The organism is Candidatus Kurthia intestinigallinarum (assembly GCF_003991225.1).
Lineage (GTDB): Bacteria > Bacillota > Bacilli > Bacillales_A > Planococcaceae > Kurthia > Kurthia populi.
In genome coordinates, this window is sequence record NZ_JTFC01000008.1 from 128,052 (window position 1) to 143,024 (window position 14,973).

At 42.2% G+C, this 14,973-nt stretch carries 14 protein-coding genes; 11 read left to right on the top strand and 3 right to left on the bottom strand.

The annotated features are described in order from the left end of the window. Positions 1 to 9: 9 nt before the first annotated feature. The gene (locus tag QI30_RS02660; RefSeq protein ID WP_126989399.1) at positions 10 to 192 is read right to left on the bottom strand and encodes a hypothetical protein; all 183 of its coding nucleotides are present in this window, start codon (positions 190 to 192) and stop codon (positions 10 to 12) included. 186 nt (positions 193 to 378) lie between these two features. Between QI30_RS02660 and QI30_RS02665 the strand changes: the two genes are divergently transcribed. Further along, a complete protein-coding gene (locus QI30_RS02665) occupies positions 379 to 852 on the top strand; it encodes a hypothetical protein (protein WP_126989400.1) in 474 nt (157 codons plus the stop codon). Positions 853 to 1,537: 685 nt separating this feature from the next. On the opposite strand, the gene rsgA is transcribed toward QI30_RS02665, so the two are convergent. Then, on the bottom strand, positions 1,538 to 2,599 hold the full coding sequence (gene rsgA / locus QI30_RS02670) for a ribosome small subunit-dependent GTPase A (protein WP_126989401.1): 1,062 nt from the start codon (positions 2,597 to 2,599) through the stop codon (positions 1,538 to 1,540). Positions 2,600 to 2,909: 310 nt separating this feature from the next. Here rsgA and QI30_RS02675 point away from each other — a divergent pair, with 310 nt between their 5' ends. From QI30_RS02675 to QI30_RS02710, 8 genes are read left to right on the top strand one after another with little or no spacing between them, the layout of a single operon-like run. Beyond that, positions 2,910 to 3,527: a TetR/AcrR family transcriptional regulator gene (locus tag QI30_RS02675; protein WP_126989402.1), complete on the top strand. Its 618-nt coding sequence runs from the start codon at positions 2,910 to 2,912 to the stop codon at positions 3,525 to 3,527. A 52-nt stretch (positions 3,528 to 3,579) separates the two neighbouring features. Further along, positions 3,580 to 4,722, top strand: a complete 1,143-nt coding sequence (locus QI30_RS02680) for an acyl-CoA dehydrogenase family protein (protein ID WP_126989403.1) — start codon at positions 3,580 to 3,582, stop codon at positions 4,720 to 4,722. Between the two features lie 57 nt (positions 4,723 to 4,779). After that, the gene (locus tag QI30_RS02685; RefSeq protein WP_126989404.1) at positions 4,780 to 6,420 is read left to right on the top strand and encodes an AMP-binding protein; all 1,641 of its coding nucleotides are present in this window, start codon (positions 4,780 to 4,782) and stop codon (positions 6,418 to 6,420) included. After that, on the top strand, positions 6,420 to 7,775 hold the full coding sequence (locus QI30_RS02690) for an acetyl-CoA carboxylase biotin carboxylase subunit (RefSeq protein WP_126989405.1): 1,356 nt from the start codon (positions 6,420 to 6,422) through the stop codon (positions 7,773 to 7,775). Before QI30_RS02685 ends, QI30_RS02690 begins: the two co-directional genes overlap by 1 nt. Positions 7,776 to 7,791: 16 nt before the next feature. After that, positions 7,792 to 7,998, top strand: coding sequence for an acetyl-CoA carboxylase biotin carboxyl carrier protein subunit (locus QI30_RS02695; RefSeq protein WP_126989406.1), 207 nt, complete (start codon positions 7,792 to 7,794; stop codon positions 7,996 to 7,998). A 13-nt stretch (positions 7,999 to 8,011) separates the two neighbouring features. Next, positions 8,012 to 8,917, top strand: a complete 906-nt coding sequence (locus QI30_RS02700; RefSeq protein ID WP_126989407.1) for a hydroxymethylglutaryl-CoA lyase — start codon at positions 8,012 to 8,014, stop codon at positions 8,915 to 8,917. Next, positions 8,914 to 9,690, top strand: a complete 777-nt coding sequence (locus tag QI30_RS02705) for an enoyl-CoA hydratase (protein ID WP_126989408.1) — start codon at positions 8,914 to 8,916, stop codon at positions 9,688 to 9,690. The genes QI30_RS02700 and QI30_RS02705 overlap by 4 nt, the downstream gene beginning before the upstream one ends. 15 nt (positions 9,691 to 9,705) lie before the next feature. Beyond that, positions 9,706 to 11,232 carry an acyl-CoA carboxylase subunit beta gene (locus tag QI30_RS02710; RefSeq protein WP_126989409.1) on the top strand — a complete coding sequence of 509 codons (1,527 nt, stop codon included), beginning with the start codon at positions 9,706 to 9,708 and terminating at the stop codon, positions 11,230 to 11,232. Between the two features lie 96 nt (positions 11,233 to 11,328). Here QI30_RS02710 and QI30_RS02715 read toward each other — a convergent pair whose 3' ends face one another. Beyond that, a complete protein-coding gene (locus QI30_RS02715) occupies positions 11,329 to 13,122 on the bottom strand; it encodes a sigma-54 interaction domain-containing protein (protein ID WP_158620941.1) in 1,794 nt (597 codons plus the stop codon). A gap of 155 nt (positions 13,123 to 13,277) precedes the next feature. Between QI30_RS02715 and QI30_RS02720 the strand changes: the two genes are divergently transcribed. Together QI30_RS02720 and QI30_RS02725 are read left to right on the top strand one after the other, a co-directional pair. Beyond that, positions 13,278 to 13,496, top strand: a complete 219-nt coding sequence (locus QI30_RS02720) for a hypothetical protein (RefSeq protein ID WP_126989411.1) — start codon at positions 13,278 to 13,280, stop codon at positions 13,494 to 13,496. Between the two features lie 24 nt (positions 13,497 to 13,520). Then, positions 13,521 to 14,963, top strand: coding sequence for a cytosine permease (locus QI30_RS02725; RefSeq protein ID WP_126989412.1), 1,443 nt, complete (start codon positions 13,521 to 13,523; stop codon positions 14,961 to 14,963). Positions 14,964 to 14,973 lie beyond the last annotated feature (10 nt).

Consider the following 14,973-nt stretch of genomic DNA (forward strand, 5'->3'; position numbering starts at 1 on the left):
TTTACATATTTACATGTCTATGTTTTTTTGTGCGTAAACTTCTACTAGCTGTGCGGCGAGATGCTTCATTTCACTTCCAATTTGATCGCGTACCCTGCGAAATGCTTGTAGCTGTTCTAGATAATCCTGTTGTACAAGCGGCTCTTCAATAGAAATATGAATATGTAGTTTTGGTTGAATTGGAATATGCACACCTACTTTTTCCTCATAAATCTTGTGAATGAATAATGCAGTAGCATGCATAAATAATTTGCGAATATGCTAAACATTTTCTCAGACGTAACCGATTTTCATACGCTTTAAGCAATTTAATAGAGACTCTTACCTATTGCCTGTATAATGGAGGATAACATAAATAGTAAGAGGAGCCGATTCGACATGAATCACTACGCAACGGATTATATACGTGTTGGTGAAGCATTGAATATTGTGGAGTGTCGCCTGTACCAATTGGATTATCACATGCGTCATGAGCTTGATGGACATATCGAACAGTGGCAGGAGCGCCAAATGATTTATGGCTTGCTACAAGCTGTATATATTCGTTTATATGAGCTGAATGAGATTGATGATGTGACGTTAGTGTGCAAGCATGAGCGTACGGATTTATCGAGTGCTACAGCCGTATTAACATTTAGAAAAATGTATTTTATTAGTGATCAAGTCGTGCGCCACTATCCCGCAGATTTTGAAAGATATTGGGCATCGCGCATTACCATTGAGCAATTTACGCCGCTAAGTGACGCTATTTGGCAACAGTTGAATCATGCAATGCAGCAAAAAATTCAACTCGATGGTGAAGCGGATGTTGCACGAGAGATTAAACTACTACAACGATTTTTAGCTGAATAATTAATGAAACCCTTCGACGAAACTGTCGAAGGGTTTTTTAATCGTTTGCTTGCAAATCGTCAGAACGCTAGAAAGCAGGTTTTGGCTACGACATATTTCAAAATATGTGCCAATTAATGCTAATAGGCGCATCGATTTTAAATTGTTTAATAACAATATTGCAAAAATCGTCAACAAAAAAATTTATTAGGCGACACCGTCACAAATAACCATCATTTTTGATAACTGAAAAAGGCTGTTTTATGTGAAAACGGCGCTTCTGCGGGTTGTTTTAGTTAAAAGTGGGGCCCCTAGAGGTGTTATAAATAGGGGATTTTCCTTAAAGAAAAAGATTTATTCAAAAAAACGATATGCAGCGAGATTCTGCTACTTTTTTTAATTTTTATGTGTGGAAATTGCCCTTTTTAAGGCTAAAACGGTCAAAAAATACCCGTTAGAGACCCGGAAAAGGGCCGAATTTGAACGAATGACTTGCTAAAACATAATATTTATCGCTTTAAAAATAGTAATTATCACGTAAACCCTTTAAGTGACGCAAATTATTATAATAATAGTGTGTAAATAAGCTCAGTAGAGACGCTTATTAAAAAATATGTCGTATCGAAAAGACGCTTCCTAACGTAATGAACGATTTCAAATGAGGATATAGAAAAAAGAGGCTGGAGAAATCCAGCCTCTTTCGTGATTAGCGTTGTTTGTAATTGGCCTTTTGTGTTTTCGATATTTTTTTCCAGCGGCGCTTTTCAGCAAGCTGTTGCTGCGCGTTTGTTTTGCGCTCGATAAAGGCAACCTCACGTAATAGCTTAAAATAATTTTGTAGACGGCCAAGTTCCAGCTCGCCACGCTCGATTGCACCGCGAACAGCACAGCCAGGTTCATTTTGATGGGTGCAATCGCGGAAACGGCAATCTTCTGCATAGCCTTCAATATCCTTAAAGCCGGTATCCAAGCTGTTTTGCTCGCTCCAAATATGCAGTTCGCGCATTCCAGGGGTATCAATTAAGCACGCACCGCTAGGTAATTGGACGAGCTCACGATGTGTCGTCGTATGGCGGCCCTTCGCATCGTCCTCGCGAATACTAGAAACCTTCATTGCGGTTGTTTCTACTAAGGCATTGGTTAGAGAGGATTTACCAGCACCAGACGAACCAAGTAATGCCGCCGTTTTTCCAAGCGTTAAATATTGACGCAAATCGTCGAGCCCTTCGCCTGTTACTACACTTGTCACGACATAATCAACACCCATCGCGGCTGTTTCTGTTTCACGAATAAAGGGTGTGACGTCCTCGCACATATCTGCCTTCGTTAAGACGACAACTGGCATTGCACCTGATTCCCATGCGGCAACGACATAGCGTTCAAGGCGGCGGCTATTAAAATCATCATTTAAGCTCATTACTAAAAAGACGATGTCAATATTTGCGGCAACAACCTGTTCTTCTACTTCAAGTCCGGCAGCCTTTCGCGTGAAGACCGATTTACGCTCGAGTAGATGATGGATGAGGCATTTTTCCTCGCCTGGCATTTGTTCGACGAGCACCCAGTCGCCGATTGCAGGATAATCAATGGCATGTAATGTATGAAAAGAATAGCTACCACTGACGGTTCCGAGCCAGTTGAAATGCTCACCCTGTACGCGGTAAGCATGTTTATGTTGTTGAACGATACGTGCAGGATAAAGTTGTTTTTTCGTGTCGATTTGTTGCTGTTCAAAATATGTTGTGAAGCCTAATGTTTGTAAATTCAATGTGAATTCCTCCTATTTTTGCGTATAAAAAAACCTATGACTGAGCCATTTGGGCGCATTCATAGGTCAGAATTCCATCGTACAAAAATAGATACACTCATCACTAGTGTAGGTGTCGGTGGATGACTAAAAAAGCGCACAAAGGCTCATGAGACGATACAATCGCATTCATATTTTTCATAGTCAGCACCTTCTTCCGTTTCAATGTTACTCTCACTATAGCGTAAAATATTTTTTTAGTCAATATTTTACAAAAAGATTGCATAAAGCAGAATATTTGTGTTAAAAATAGATAAAGGGTGGTGAGGCCATGCGGAAATTAACAGTGAAAGAACGCGTCGTCGAAGCAGCGCTCGATTTATTTCAGGAAAAGGGCTACCACGGTGTTAGCGTTGAGGAGCTGGTTGAGCATGCCGAAACCTCAAAAGGTGGCTTCTATCATCATTTCAAATCAAAGGATGATTTGCTGTATGAGATTCATGATATTTTCATCTCCTATGTATTGAATGAAACAAAGCGGGCGAGCGAGCAATATGATTCCGCGATTGATCAGCTAGATGCTTTGATGCGTACGTTTATGAATGTCTTTAATATTTATCAGCGGCATATTACGGTTTTTTATAATGAAAGCGTTTACTTGCTGCCAAATCATGAAGAGGCCATTACGAAAAAGCGTACGGCGTATCGAAAGCTACTGGAGCAAATTTTAATCAATGGACAGCGCCAACAGGTTTTTAGGCAAGAGCTGTCGATTACCATTACAGCGATGTTGATTATTGGGACAGTCAATTGGACATACAAGTGGTATAAGCAAGACGGTGAACTAACGATGCAAGATATTACAACGTATTTCAATGATGTGATTTTGCGCGGTGTAATGACAGAGGCGGGGTACCGCGAAGCTGCCACAAAACAGTACTTATTGTGAGCTTTTATACCACACAGACCGACTAGTCGGTTCAAATTGAGGAGGAATAATAATGAATTTTGAGTTAACGAAGGAACAACAGATGATTCGTAATATGGTACGTGATTTTGCACAGGCGGAGATTGCTCCACATGCTCGCGAGTTAGATGAAACGCATGCCTTTCGTGAGGAAAGCTTCAAACGCATTGGGGAGCTTGGCTTATTAGGTATTCCATTCCCTGAAGAGTACGGCGGCGCGGGTGGCGATATTGTGTCGTATGCACTTGCGGTAGAGGAAATTGGACGTGCTTGCGGTGGTACGGGCTTATCGTATGCGGCAGCAGTAAGTCTTGGGGCAACACCATTTTATAATTTTGGTACTGAGGAGCAAAAGCAAGAATATTTAGTGCCACTTGCAAAGGGTGAGACACTAGGAGCTTTTGGGCTGACTGAACCAAATGCAGGGTCAGATGCTGGTGGTACGCAGACACGTGCGGTGTTAGACGGAGATGAGTGGGTGATCAACGGCGAGAAGCAGTGGATTACGAATGCCTCTTATTCACGTCAAATCGTTGTTACAGCAGTAACAGGTAAGGATGAGCGCGGTAAAAATATTATTACGGCGATTATCGTACCGAGTGATACACCAGGGGTCACAATTCGCTCGGATTATCAAAAGATGGGTGTTCGTGCATCGAATACTTGTGAAATCATTTTAGATAATGTACGTGTACCGCGTGAAAATGTGCTGGGTGATGAAAAGAAAGGTTTTGGGCAATTTTTAAATACACTAGATGGTGGTCGAATTTCAATCGCGGCATTATCGGTAGGGATTGCACAGTCAGCGTATGATAAGGCATTGGCTTATTCGAAAGAACGCGTCCAGTTTGGGCAATCAATTTCAAAACTACAAGCCATTCAATTCAAGTTAGCCGATATGGCAATGGAAATCGAGCTCGCGCGTAATATGGTTATGAAGGCGGCTTGGTTAAAAGATAACGGTAAGCCATTTAAATTAGAGGCAGCGTATGCGAAGTTATTCTCTTCTGAAATGGGCTTCCGCACATGTAATCAGGCCATTCAAATTCATGGTGGCTACGGCTATATGGCCGAGTACGATGTAGAGCGTCATTTACGTGATATTAAGTTAATGGAAATTGGTGAAGGTACATCAGAGATTCAACGTGTTGTAATCGCACGTCAGCTTGGCTGTTAATCCAAAACGAAAGAGAGGTGACACTACTGCTTTTTAAATAGAAGTAGTAGGACTCATTTGGCTCAATTAGTGGAACAAACGATAGGCGAATTTCTTGAACAACGTGTAGTCCAGGTCCCGGATAATGAAGCATTAGTTTATGAAGATCTTAATTTACGTATGACGTACACGCAGTTTAATAATCATGTCAATGATGTCGCAAAGGCATTGATGGCGGTGGGGCTTGAAAAGGGCGATCATTTCTCTGTATGGACGACCAATGTTGCCCAGTGGCCTGGCTTACAGTTTGGCTCAGGTAAAATGGGCGCACCACTTGTGACGATTAATACAAATTATCGTGCCAATGAGCTCAAATATATTTTGAAGCAATCTGATTCGAAAATGCTCGTACTCATTGATCAATACCGTGAGCATTCCTTTATTGAAACATTGTATGAAATTTGCCCAGAGCTGCGAGATAGCTCACCGGGTAGCTTAGAGAGTGCTGCACTGCCGCTTTTAAAAACAGTCGTCGTTATTAGTGATCAGGATTATCCAGGCACCTATAGCTGGCATGATTTTATTAAGCGCGGGGAAGATGTGCCGGATAAAGCACTAGCACAGCGAAAAGCTTCACTGACGGCACATGACGTCATCAATTTACAGTACACATCAGGGACGACAGGCTTTCCTAAAGGTGTTATGCTATCGCACTACAATTTAATTAATAATGCGCTTAACATTGCAGAATGTATGAAGCTCACGTCAGATGACCGGCTATGCATTCCAGTGCCATTCTTCCACTGCTTTGGCTGTGTCATTGGGACGCTAACGATTGTATCAGCAGGCGGGACGATGGTGCCGGTGCGAGAGTTTGAGCCGAGCATTGTGTTAAAAACGGTTGAACAGGAGCGCTGTACAGCTCTTCACGGGGTGCCGACGATGTTTATTAGCGAGCTGAACTTACCAAATGTCACTGATTTTGATTTATCCAGTCTTAGAACGGGTGTTATGGCTGGATCAACTTGTCCAATTGAAGTGATGAAAGGTGTAATGGATACACTTGGTATGAAAGATATTACGATTTGTTACGGCCAAACCGAATCATCACCTGTTTTAACGCAAACGCGTACCGATGATGCCATCGATTTGAAAGTGGAAACGGTTGGACGCGCGCTACCAAATACGGAGGTACGTATCGTTTATCCAGGTACGATGGATGAGGTGCCAAGCGGCGTACAAGGTGAAATTTGTGCTCGCGGCTATTGTGTAATGAAGGGTTACTATAATAATTCTGAAGCAACACGTGAAGCAGTTGATGCTGATAACTGGCTCCATACCGGAGATTTAGGCACGATGGATGAAGCGGGCTATGTACGTGTGACAGGACGTCTGAAGGATATGGTCATCCGCGGGGGCGAAAATATTTATCCGCGCGAGGTAGAGGAATTCTTATATCAGCATCCCGCTGTTCTTGACGTACAGGTTGTGGGTGTACCGGATGCCAAATACGGCGAAGAATTAGCCGCTTGGATTATTCCAAAGGATAATCAGGCAGTGACGGAGAAAGAGATTCGTGCATTTTGCGATGGCCAGATTTCGCGTCATAAAATTCCGCGTTATATTTTCTTTATGGCCGAGTATCCGATGACCGCTTCTGGGAAAGTGCAGAAATTTAAGCTACGAGAACTGTTTGAAAATATGCGAGGTGAAGGATAATGTTTCAAAAAGTATTGATTGCCAATCGCGGTGAAATTGCACGCCGTATTATTCGGACGTGCAAGCGACTAGGTATTCAGACGGTGGCCATTTATTCAGAGGCCGATGAAAAGAGCCTACATGTATGCGAGGCTGATGAAAGCTACTGTGTCGGTGAGCCGCCAGTGAATCAAAGCTATTTAAATGTCGATGCGATTTTAGCAGCGACGAAGGAATCTGGTGCAGAGGCGATTCATCCAGGATATGGTCTATTATCTGAGAATGCGGGTTTTGCGAAGCGCGTTGAGCAGGAGGGGCTTGTGTTTATCGGTCCGACTTCTGAAGTTATTGAGGCCATGGGTAGTAAGCTTGAAGCGCGTAAACGTATGGCTTCTGCGGGCGTGCCGATTATCGAAGGGGTCAATGAAGCGATGGCTAGTGCAACAGAAGCAGCTGAAGTGGCCGCAAAGATTGGCTATCCAGTCATGCTGAAGGCTTCTGCGGGTGGTGGCGGTATTGGCATGCAGGTTGTACATGATGAGGCCGAGCTGTTGAAGGCATTTGAAGGCAATCAAAAGCGTGCCGAAAGCTTTTTCGGTGACGGTACGATGTTTGTCGAGAAATTTATCGCTGAGCCACATCATATTGAGGTACAGGTGCTCGCCGATCAGCATGGCCATACGATTCCTGTGTTTGAGCGAGAATGCTCGGTCCAGCGTCGTAATCAAAAGGTCGTTGAAGAGGCCACATCACCATTTATTTCAGCAGAAACGCGTGAAAAAATGCTCGATGCAGCAGTTGCAGCCGCTTCAAGTATTGGCTACACGAATGCAGGCACAATTGAATTTTTAGTTGATGCCAACGAGCAATTTTATTTCTTAGAAATGAATACACGCCTACAAGTAGAGCATCCGGTTACAGAAGAAATTTCTGGACTGGATTTAGTCGAATGGCAGCTAAAGATTGCATCTGGTGAAGAGCTAACGATTGAGCGCTCGCAATTAAGGATTCATGGGCATGCGATAGAAGTGCGTATTTATGCAGAGGATCCGGTACGTTTCTTCCCGTCACCAGGAACGATTACGAAGCTTGTGTTACCACAAGAATCAGGTATTCGCCATGAGGCAGGTGTCGAGGAAGGTAGTGTTGTGACGCCGTTTTATGACCCCATGATTGCAAAATTAATTACGACAGGGACGACACGTGATGAAGCGGTTACGCGTATGCAACAAGCGCTCGCAGATTATGTGGTAGAAGGCATTAAAACGAATATTCCGATGCTACGGGATGTAGTGGCACATCCGGAATTCCAGGCAGGACGCACAACGACAAAATTTGTTGAACAATATTATTTGCCAGAAGTGGCGAAAAAATAGAGAGGATGGATGAAAAATGATTAAAGCAGAGATGGCAGGCACAGTATGGAAAGTGTTAGTAAAAGAGGGCGATACAGTGGAAGAGGGGCAAGAAGTCATGATTTTAGAGTCGATGAAAATGGAGATTCCCGTAGAAGCGGAAGAAGCAGGCGTTGTAAAACGCGTGGTTGTCAACGAGGGCGATTTTATTGATGTTGATGCGGATTTAGTCGAAATCGAATAGGAGGGTTTTTCATATGAAGCAACCAAACGCTGTACAGCTAAAGGAAGTCGGACCGCGCGATGGGCTTCAAAATGAAAAGGCCATCATCACAACGGAAAATAAAATCGAGCTCATTAACCGTTTAAGTGATACCGGTCTTGATTATATTGAGGTGTCGAGCTTCGTGCATCCTAAATGGATTCCGCAGCTAGCTGATGCGGTTGATGTGTTAAAAGGCATTGACCGAAAACCAGGTATTACGTATGCGGCACTCGTACCGAACTTAAAAGGGCTTGAGCGGGCACTTGATGCAGATATTGATGAAGTGAGTGTCTTTATGTCCGCATCTGAGGGCCACAATAAAGAAAATATTAATAAAACGATTGCTGAAACCTTTCCGGTGCTCCGGGAAGTCGTTCAGGCAGCACGTGCAGCAGGAAAGACGGTGCGTGGCTATATTTCAACGGTGGTTGCCTGTCCATATGACGGCTACACAGAGCCAAGCCAGGTGAAATATGTTGCCGATCATTTATTTGATATGGGCGTACAGGAGATTTCGCTTGGCGACACAATTGGCGTTGCTGTTCCTACACAGGTAGAACGCTTACTAGATGAATTACTAAAGCACTACAAACCTGAGCATTTGGCGATGCATTTTCATGATACGCATGGCACCGCAATTTCGAATATTGTGGCAAGCCTACCCTATGGTATCACACGGTTTGATAGTGCGATTGGCGGTCTTGGCGGCTGCCCATATGCAAAGGGCGCATCTGGTAACGTTGCGACGGAGGATGTCCTCTATTTATTTGACACAATGGGCATTGAAACAGGTGTAGATATGCAGAAGTTATTACATGCATCACAGTTTATGGAACAACAAATGAAACGACCGCTAACATCAAAGCAAATGGCGGTTTTCCGAGGTGAGCAACTATGAGCTATGTAATCGTAGAAGTAGATAATCATATTGCGACCATTACATTGAATCGTCCGGAGGCGGCGAATTCGATGTCACTGGCGATGTTAGAGGAATATAAGGCAGCATTAGAAACCATTGCACATAACCGTGAAATTCGTGTTGTATTACTGACGGGAGCTGGAGATAAAGTATTTTGTGCAGGAGCAGATTTAAAAGAACGACAATCGATGGATGAGGTACAGACGCGTCAGACGGTCGCACTTATTGGCGAAGTGATTCGACAGACAGAAGCGTTACCTCAGCCAGTCATTGCGGTCATTAACGGAGTAGCGGTAGGTGGGGGTTTAGAAATTTCACTTGCCTGTGATATCCGTGTAGCTAGCACGATGGCAAAGGTTGGCTTAACGGAGACGGCACTAGGCATTATTCCAGGTGCAGGTGGTACGCAGCGTTTAGCACGATTAATTGGTGCGGGGAAAGCGAAAGAACTCATTTACACCGCACGCCGCATTTCAGGCGAAGAGGCACTGCAGCTTGGGGTCATTGAACATTTATATGTGCCGGAAATGCTAATGGAGGAAGCGCAGAAACTAGCGCAGGAAATGGCAAAAAATGCACCATTATCACTGATTCAAGCAAAAAAAGCAATTCAAGCGGGCTTGCAGACGGATCTCGCGACAGGACTTGAAATTGAAGCATTAGCATACGAGCGTCTTTTGCATAGTGAGGACCGTTTGGAAGGTTTACAGGCATTCAAAGAAAAACGCGCGCCGCAGTTTAAGGGGCAGTAAAGGGAGGAACGAGAGATGATGGAGAAATCATATCGTGAATATAAAGAGGAAATTGCAGCAGGGGGTGCGCCGAAGTACCATGAAAAAAATGCGGCGCAAGGGAAATTATTCGTACGCGATCGCTTAAAGCGCCTATTTGATGATGATGTATTTGTTGAGGACGGCGCCTTTGCCAACATTATGGCGGGGGACCTACCGGCAGATGGCGTTGTAACAGGTATCGGAAAAATTAATGGACGCACAGTTTGTGTGATGGCAAATGATTCGACAATTAAGGCGGGTTCTTGGGGAAAACGTACAGTCGAAAAAATCATTCGCATTCAAGAAACAGCGGAAAAATTAGAAGTACCGATGCTGTACTTAGTCGATTCAGCAGGAGCGCGTATTACAGACCAAATTGAAATGTTCCCAGGTCGCCGTGGTGCCGGACGTATTTTTTATAATCAAGTGAAGTTATCTGGACGTATTCCACAAATCTGTTTATTATTCGGCCCATCAGCAGCGGGTGGCGCTTATATTCCGGCGTTTTGCGACATTGTGGTTATGGTACAGGGCAATGCGTCGATGTATTTAGGGTCACCACGTATGGCAGAGAAAGTAATTGGTGAAAAAGTCGATTTAGAAACGATGGGTGGCGCGAAAATGCATTGCTCGGTTTCTGGATGTGGCGATGTTTTAGCGAAAACGGAAGAAGAAGCGATTGATTATGCACGCCGTTATTTGACGTACTTCCCGCAAAACTTCCGTACAAAGCCTGATGTAGCAGAAAGTAAGCTACCACAAAGCTTTGATGATACATTAGAGGATATTATCCCGAAAAATCAAAATGCGGCATTTAATATGTATCATTTAATTGATCGTGTTATTGACGAGGGCTCATTCTGTGAGATTAAAAAGCTCTTCGCAAAAGAGCTCATTACAGGCCTTGCGCGTATTGATGGGCAGCCTGTCGGAATTTTAGCCAATCAGCCAAAATCAAAGGGCGGCGTATTATTCCATGACTCAGCGGATAAGGCAGCGAAGTTTATTAATTTATGCGATGCCTTCCATATTCCGCTTATTTTCCTATCAGATGTGCCTGGCTTTATGATAGGTACGCAAGTAGAGAAACTTGGTATTATTCGTCACGGTGCTAAAATGATTTTTGCGATGAGTGAGGCGACGGTGCCCAAGCTATCCGTTATCGTACGCAAAGCTTATGGTGCTGGTCTTTATGCAATGGCTGGTCCAGCATTTGAACCAGATGCTTGTATTGCCCTAACAACGGCACAAATCGCAGTAATGGGGCCAGAAGCAGCAATTAATGCGGTATATGCTAATAAAATTGAAGCAATGCCGGAAGATGAGCGAGCTGATTTCATTGCACAAAAAACGGCTGAATACAAAGAGGAAATCGATGTGTACCGCTTAGCATCAGAGCTCGTTATTGATGATGTTATTGAGCCAAATGAACTTCGTCAGTCATTAGTTCAAAGACTTGCGGCATATAAAACGAAAAATGTATCTTTTACAGAGCGAAAACATGGTGTCAATCCAGTTTAATTATGAAAACCGAGCAGTCCATATATTGGGCTGCTTTTTAAATTTGTCTAAAATTAAAAAAGAAGATACCTCCTGGTTATAGAAGGTACCTTCTTTTTAAGACAGCTGAATATTTAATGATTCGCTTAGCTTAATCAATTCTGATTCGACGTAATCTTTGGCATAATCGAAGCCAAGAATGGCGATAATTTGGCCTTTCGTGTCATATAAAGGCGCACAGCATGTCTTCCATTCGCCGTACTCATCTGTATAAATCGGTGTCACACTAATAATGCCATTATAGGCTTGCTCAATCGTTTGTAAAATAACCTCGCTACCAATATACACAACACCATTTGGAATAATAAAATCCTCACTTGCGGTTAAATTGACGATTTGACCGGCTTTATTTTTAATAAAAATAAAGCCCCACTGTACCCCAACTTCCTTCATATAAACTTGTGTTAATTGCTCGGATACGGGCGCTAAAAAAGTATCATCTCCTAAATGTGCAATAGCCTGTTCTAAATCGATTGGTAAAATACCAATTGATGTGACAACAGCGGTCGCGCGTAGCCGTTTATCGAGCTCCTTTTCTAAAATAATACGCGTGCTAAAGCCCGTATCCTGCTTAGCTTGTGCTTCTTTAATTTTTTTGTATTTTCTACTCATTGTGGGCTGACTAATGCCTAATACCTTCGATGCTAACTTTAATGAATTGTATTGCTCCATAGCCATTGAAATTAACTGTTCCTCGACTAATTCTTGTGCTTCTTGCAGTGGCATCAGTGTATGAAGCGAAAAATCCTTATGAGAAGACTTATTTTTTGAAACATTTAAAAATTCTTGTGCTGTTTGAATTGAAATGAGAGATTCATCCGATAAAATAATCGCTCGCTCAACAAAGTTTTCAAGCTCACGCACATTTCCTGGCCATTCCTGGAGGCTTAAAAAATCTATAGCTTCTGTAGAAAAATATTTTGAAAAGTGATATTTTTCATTGTACCGTGCATTAAAATGCGCAATTAGTTCCGGAATTTCTTCAATACGATTTCGTAGAGGTGGAATGACAATTGGAATAATATTTAAACGATAAAATAAATCCTCGCGAAATGTACCATCCTCGACCATTTGAATAAGTGATTTATTCGTTGCAGCAATAATTTGGACATCAATTTTATATTCTTTAGAGGACCCAATGGGTGTAACGATTCGTTCTTGTAGCACACGTAAAAGCTTTACTTGCATTGTTAAAGGTAGTTCACCTACTTCATCCAAAAAAATAACGCCATGATTAGCTTCTCGAAACTTACCGATTTTTCCTGATTTATGGGCATCTGTAAAGGCACCGGCCACATAGCCGAATAATTCACTTTCAATAAGTGTTTCTGGCAAAGCTCCGCAGTTAATCGCAATAAAGGGCTGATCTTTACGAGGTCCTGATTTATGTATTGTGCGTGCTGCAACTTCCTTCCCCACACCAGACTCTCCGAGTAACAGTGTTGTTCCAGAAGCCTGAGCGGATTTTAATACTTTTGATAACACCTCTTTCATCGCATCACTTTTAATAATGAATTCACTATTTAATGAGGCAAGTGCCTCTTTTTTTGCATTCTCTTTTTTTAAAATATTGTAGGCAATAATGTACTGATTGTCAGAAGCAATCACATACGTTAGTACACGCCGGTTATTCCAAGTGACTTGCAAAAATGTTTGCTTTTCTACATGTGGTTGTAGCTTTTGAAAAATGGAGGTTTGAAAGGTTGCTTGCTCATAATCTGTAAAATGCTGAAATCGTTCCACATTTTCTAAAAAAGATGTATTTGTTGAAAAGGCCTGCATTATTGCGCCATGTTGTTCGATGACCATTGATACATCAAACATTTGGCGTAGTACGGTGAATTGATTCATGAAGATATCCCCCTCAAAGTCGATTAATTTCATTTGTGAATAAATAATTTCATAAATGAAAGACACTCCTACTGATTTTATAAGAAAAACCAGAAAAATCAAACAATTTATTCTTGGCATGGTTCTTGCATTATACATATCGAGGGGGAATGAATATGGAAAAACCAATCACTTTTACACAATATGAAAAAAGCTATGAAAAAGAATTGAGATCAGAAGAACCTTTTGTACGAGGGATGTACGAAAATTTAGAGAAACGAATTGAACAGTTCGAAAAGGATCTTATTGAAAAAAATACAAAAGTTAAACTGAAAGATTTTTTAGGTGTCAGCGTGGTAATGGCAGTCATCACAATCATTGCTTTTACTCTATAAGCTTATGTAAAGGAGAAATAGAATATGTCTAAAACGAAATCAAATGTTAATTCAGATATTGCCTTTGCCTATTTGCCGACAGCTACGAAAGATCGCAAAATGACCTTTTTTGATTTATTACTCGTGCAAACCGTTATCGGGTTATCTGCTTTTGGTCTCTTAACAGGAGCCTACGCAGGAAATATGTTGGAGACGAAAGATTCGATGGTCGCGGTTATTTTTGGTAATGCGTTCCCGATGTTTTTAATCGCACCAGTCGCGATTTATTTTGCTAAATACGGTGTGGATACCTTTGTGGGCTTTCGGAGTGCACTCGGTTATAACGGCGGGGTTGCATTCTTCGTTTTATTTTATTTATTATCACTCGGTTATAGTGCAGTTGCTTTATTTATGGCAGGAGAGGCCATGGCGACAGCGAGCAGCCTCTTGTCACTACCAATTAGCCTAACAGGAACGACCGGAACCTCCATTTTTGCGATTATGTTATTTTTCATCGCACTTTTCATTGTCTTTAGGGGACCAGGAGCCATTCGAATTTTTAATTTAGTAGCGGTTCCGGCATTTTTCCTTTTTTTAATCGGCTTGATTGTGGCAATTATGTTTTCTGATCATATCCCAGCACTTAGTAAATTATCACCAGTTGGGGCATTTGAAAATCATCAGCGTTCCTTTATGACTGCTCTTGAAATCAATATTGCACTAGGTTTTTCGTGGCTACCGTATTTAGGGCAATATAGCCGTCTAGCTAAATCGACAAAGGCTGCTTACAGCGCAAGCTTTTATAGCTACGGTGTTATTGTCGTTGTAGCAGCAATTGCGGGCGCACTCGCTGCTTTAGTATCTGGCTCCCTTTATCCAGGTGACTGGATGAATGCTGTAATGGGCAGTAAATTTGCTATTGTCGGGCTATTACTACTAACGGTTGCCAATTTAGGCGCAACATTATTCTTAATGTATTCCTTTGCGATTAGCTTTAAAACGATGTTTTCAAAAAGCTCATGGATTCTAGCGGTGTCGATGATGCTACCGACCGTGTTTTTATTGCTAAGCTCTTCTTTCTACGACGCCTTTAATATTTTTATGTCGGTGATTTCGTTCTCGATGGCGAGCTTAGGCGGTATTTTAATTGCCGATTACTTCTTTATTAAACGCCAAAATATTTCGATGCGCGACTTGTATAACACAAAAGGTGCCTACCGCTATTGGTTTGGCTTTAATCCATCGGCACTCGTTGCGCTACTTGTCGCTTACTTTTTCTACTGGGGTATCTACAACCCCGTCACATTAGAAGCGCATAGCTTATTTTTAAAAATTTCAGCAGGAGTGCCAACGTTCTTCTTATCGTGCATCGTTTATATAATATGTGCGAAATTTGTCTTCCGCTTCGAGGTAGACCGTGTAGCTACTAGTGATCAAACGTTTAAACAATATGTCATTCAACATCAATCGGATGAAATTCATAATTAGGAGGAATTTT

Bases quoted from the DNA above. Each gene is read 5' to 3' on its own strand.
- QI30_RS02700 (WP_126989407.1), top strand. From the start codon at position 8,012: ATGAAGCAACCAAACGCTGTACAGCTAAAGGAAGTCGGACCGCGCGAT.
- QI30_RS02705 (WP_126989408.1), top strand. From the start codon at position 8,914: ATGAGCTATGTAATCGTAGAAGTAGATAATCATATTGCGACCATTACA.
- QI30_RS02725 (WP_126989412.1), top strand. From the start codon at position 13,521: ATGTCTAAAACGAAATCAAATGTTAATTCAGATATTGCCTTTGCCTAT.
- QI30_RS02680 (WP_126989403.1), top strand. From the start codon at position 3,580: ATGAATTTTGAGTTAACGAAGGAACAACAGATGATTCGTAATATGGTA.
- QI30_RS02675 (WP_126989402.1), top strand. From the start codon at position 2,910: ATGCGGAAATTAACAGTGAAAGAACGCGTCGTCGAAGCAGCGCTCGAT.
- QI30_RS02710 (WP_126989409.1), top strand. From the start codon at position 9,706: ATGATGGAGAAATCATATCGTGAATATAAAGAGGAAATTGCAGCAGGG.
- QI30_RS02690 (WP_126989405.1), top strand. From the start codon at position 6,420: ATGTTTCAAAAAGTATTGATTGCCAATCGCGGTGAAATTGCACGCCGT.
- QI30_RS02665 (WP_126989400.1), top strand. From the start codon at position 379: ATGAATCACTACGCAACGGATTATATACGTGTTGGTGAAGCATTGAAT.
- QI30_RS02720 (WP_126989411.1), top strand. From the start codon at position 13,278: ATGGAAAAACCAATCACTTTTACACAATATGAAAAAAGCTATGAAAAA.
- QI30_RS02695 (WP_126989406.1), top strand. From the start codon at position 7,792: ATGATTAAAGCAGAGATGGCAGGCACAGTATGGAAAGTGTTAGTAAAA.
- QI30_RS02715 (WP_158620941.1), bottom strand. From the start codon at position 13,122: ATGAATCAATTCACCGTACTACGCCAAATGTTTGATGTATCAATGGTC.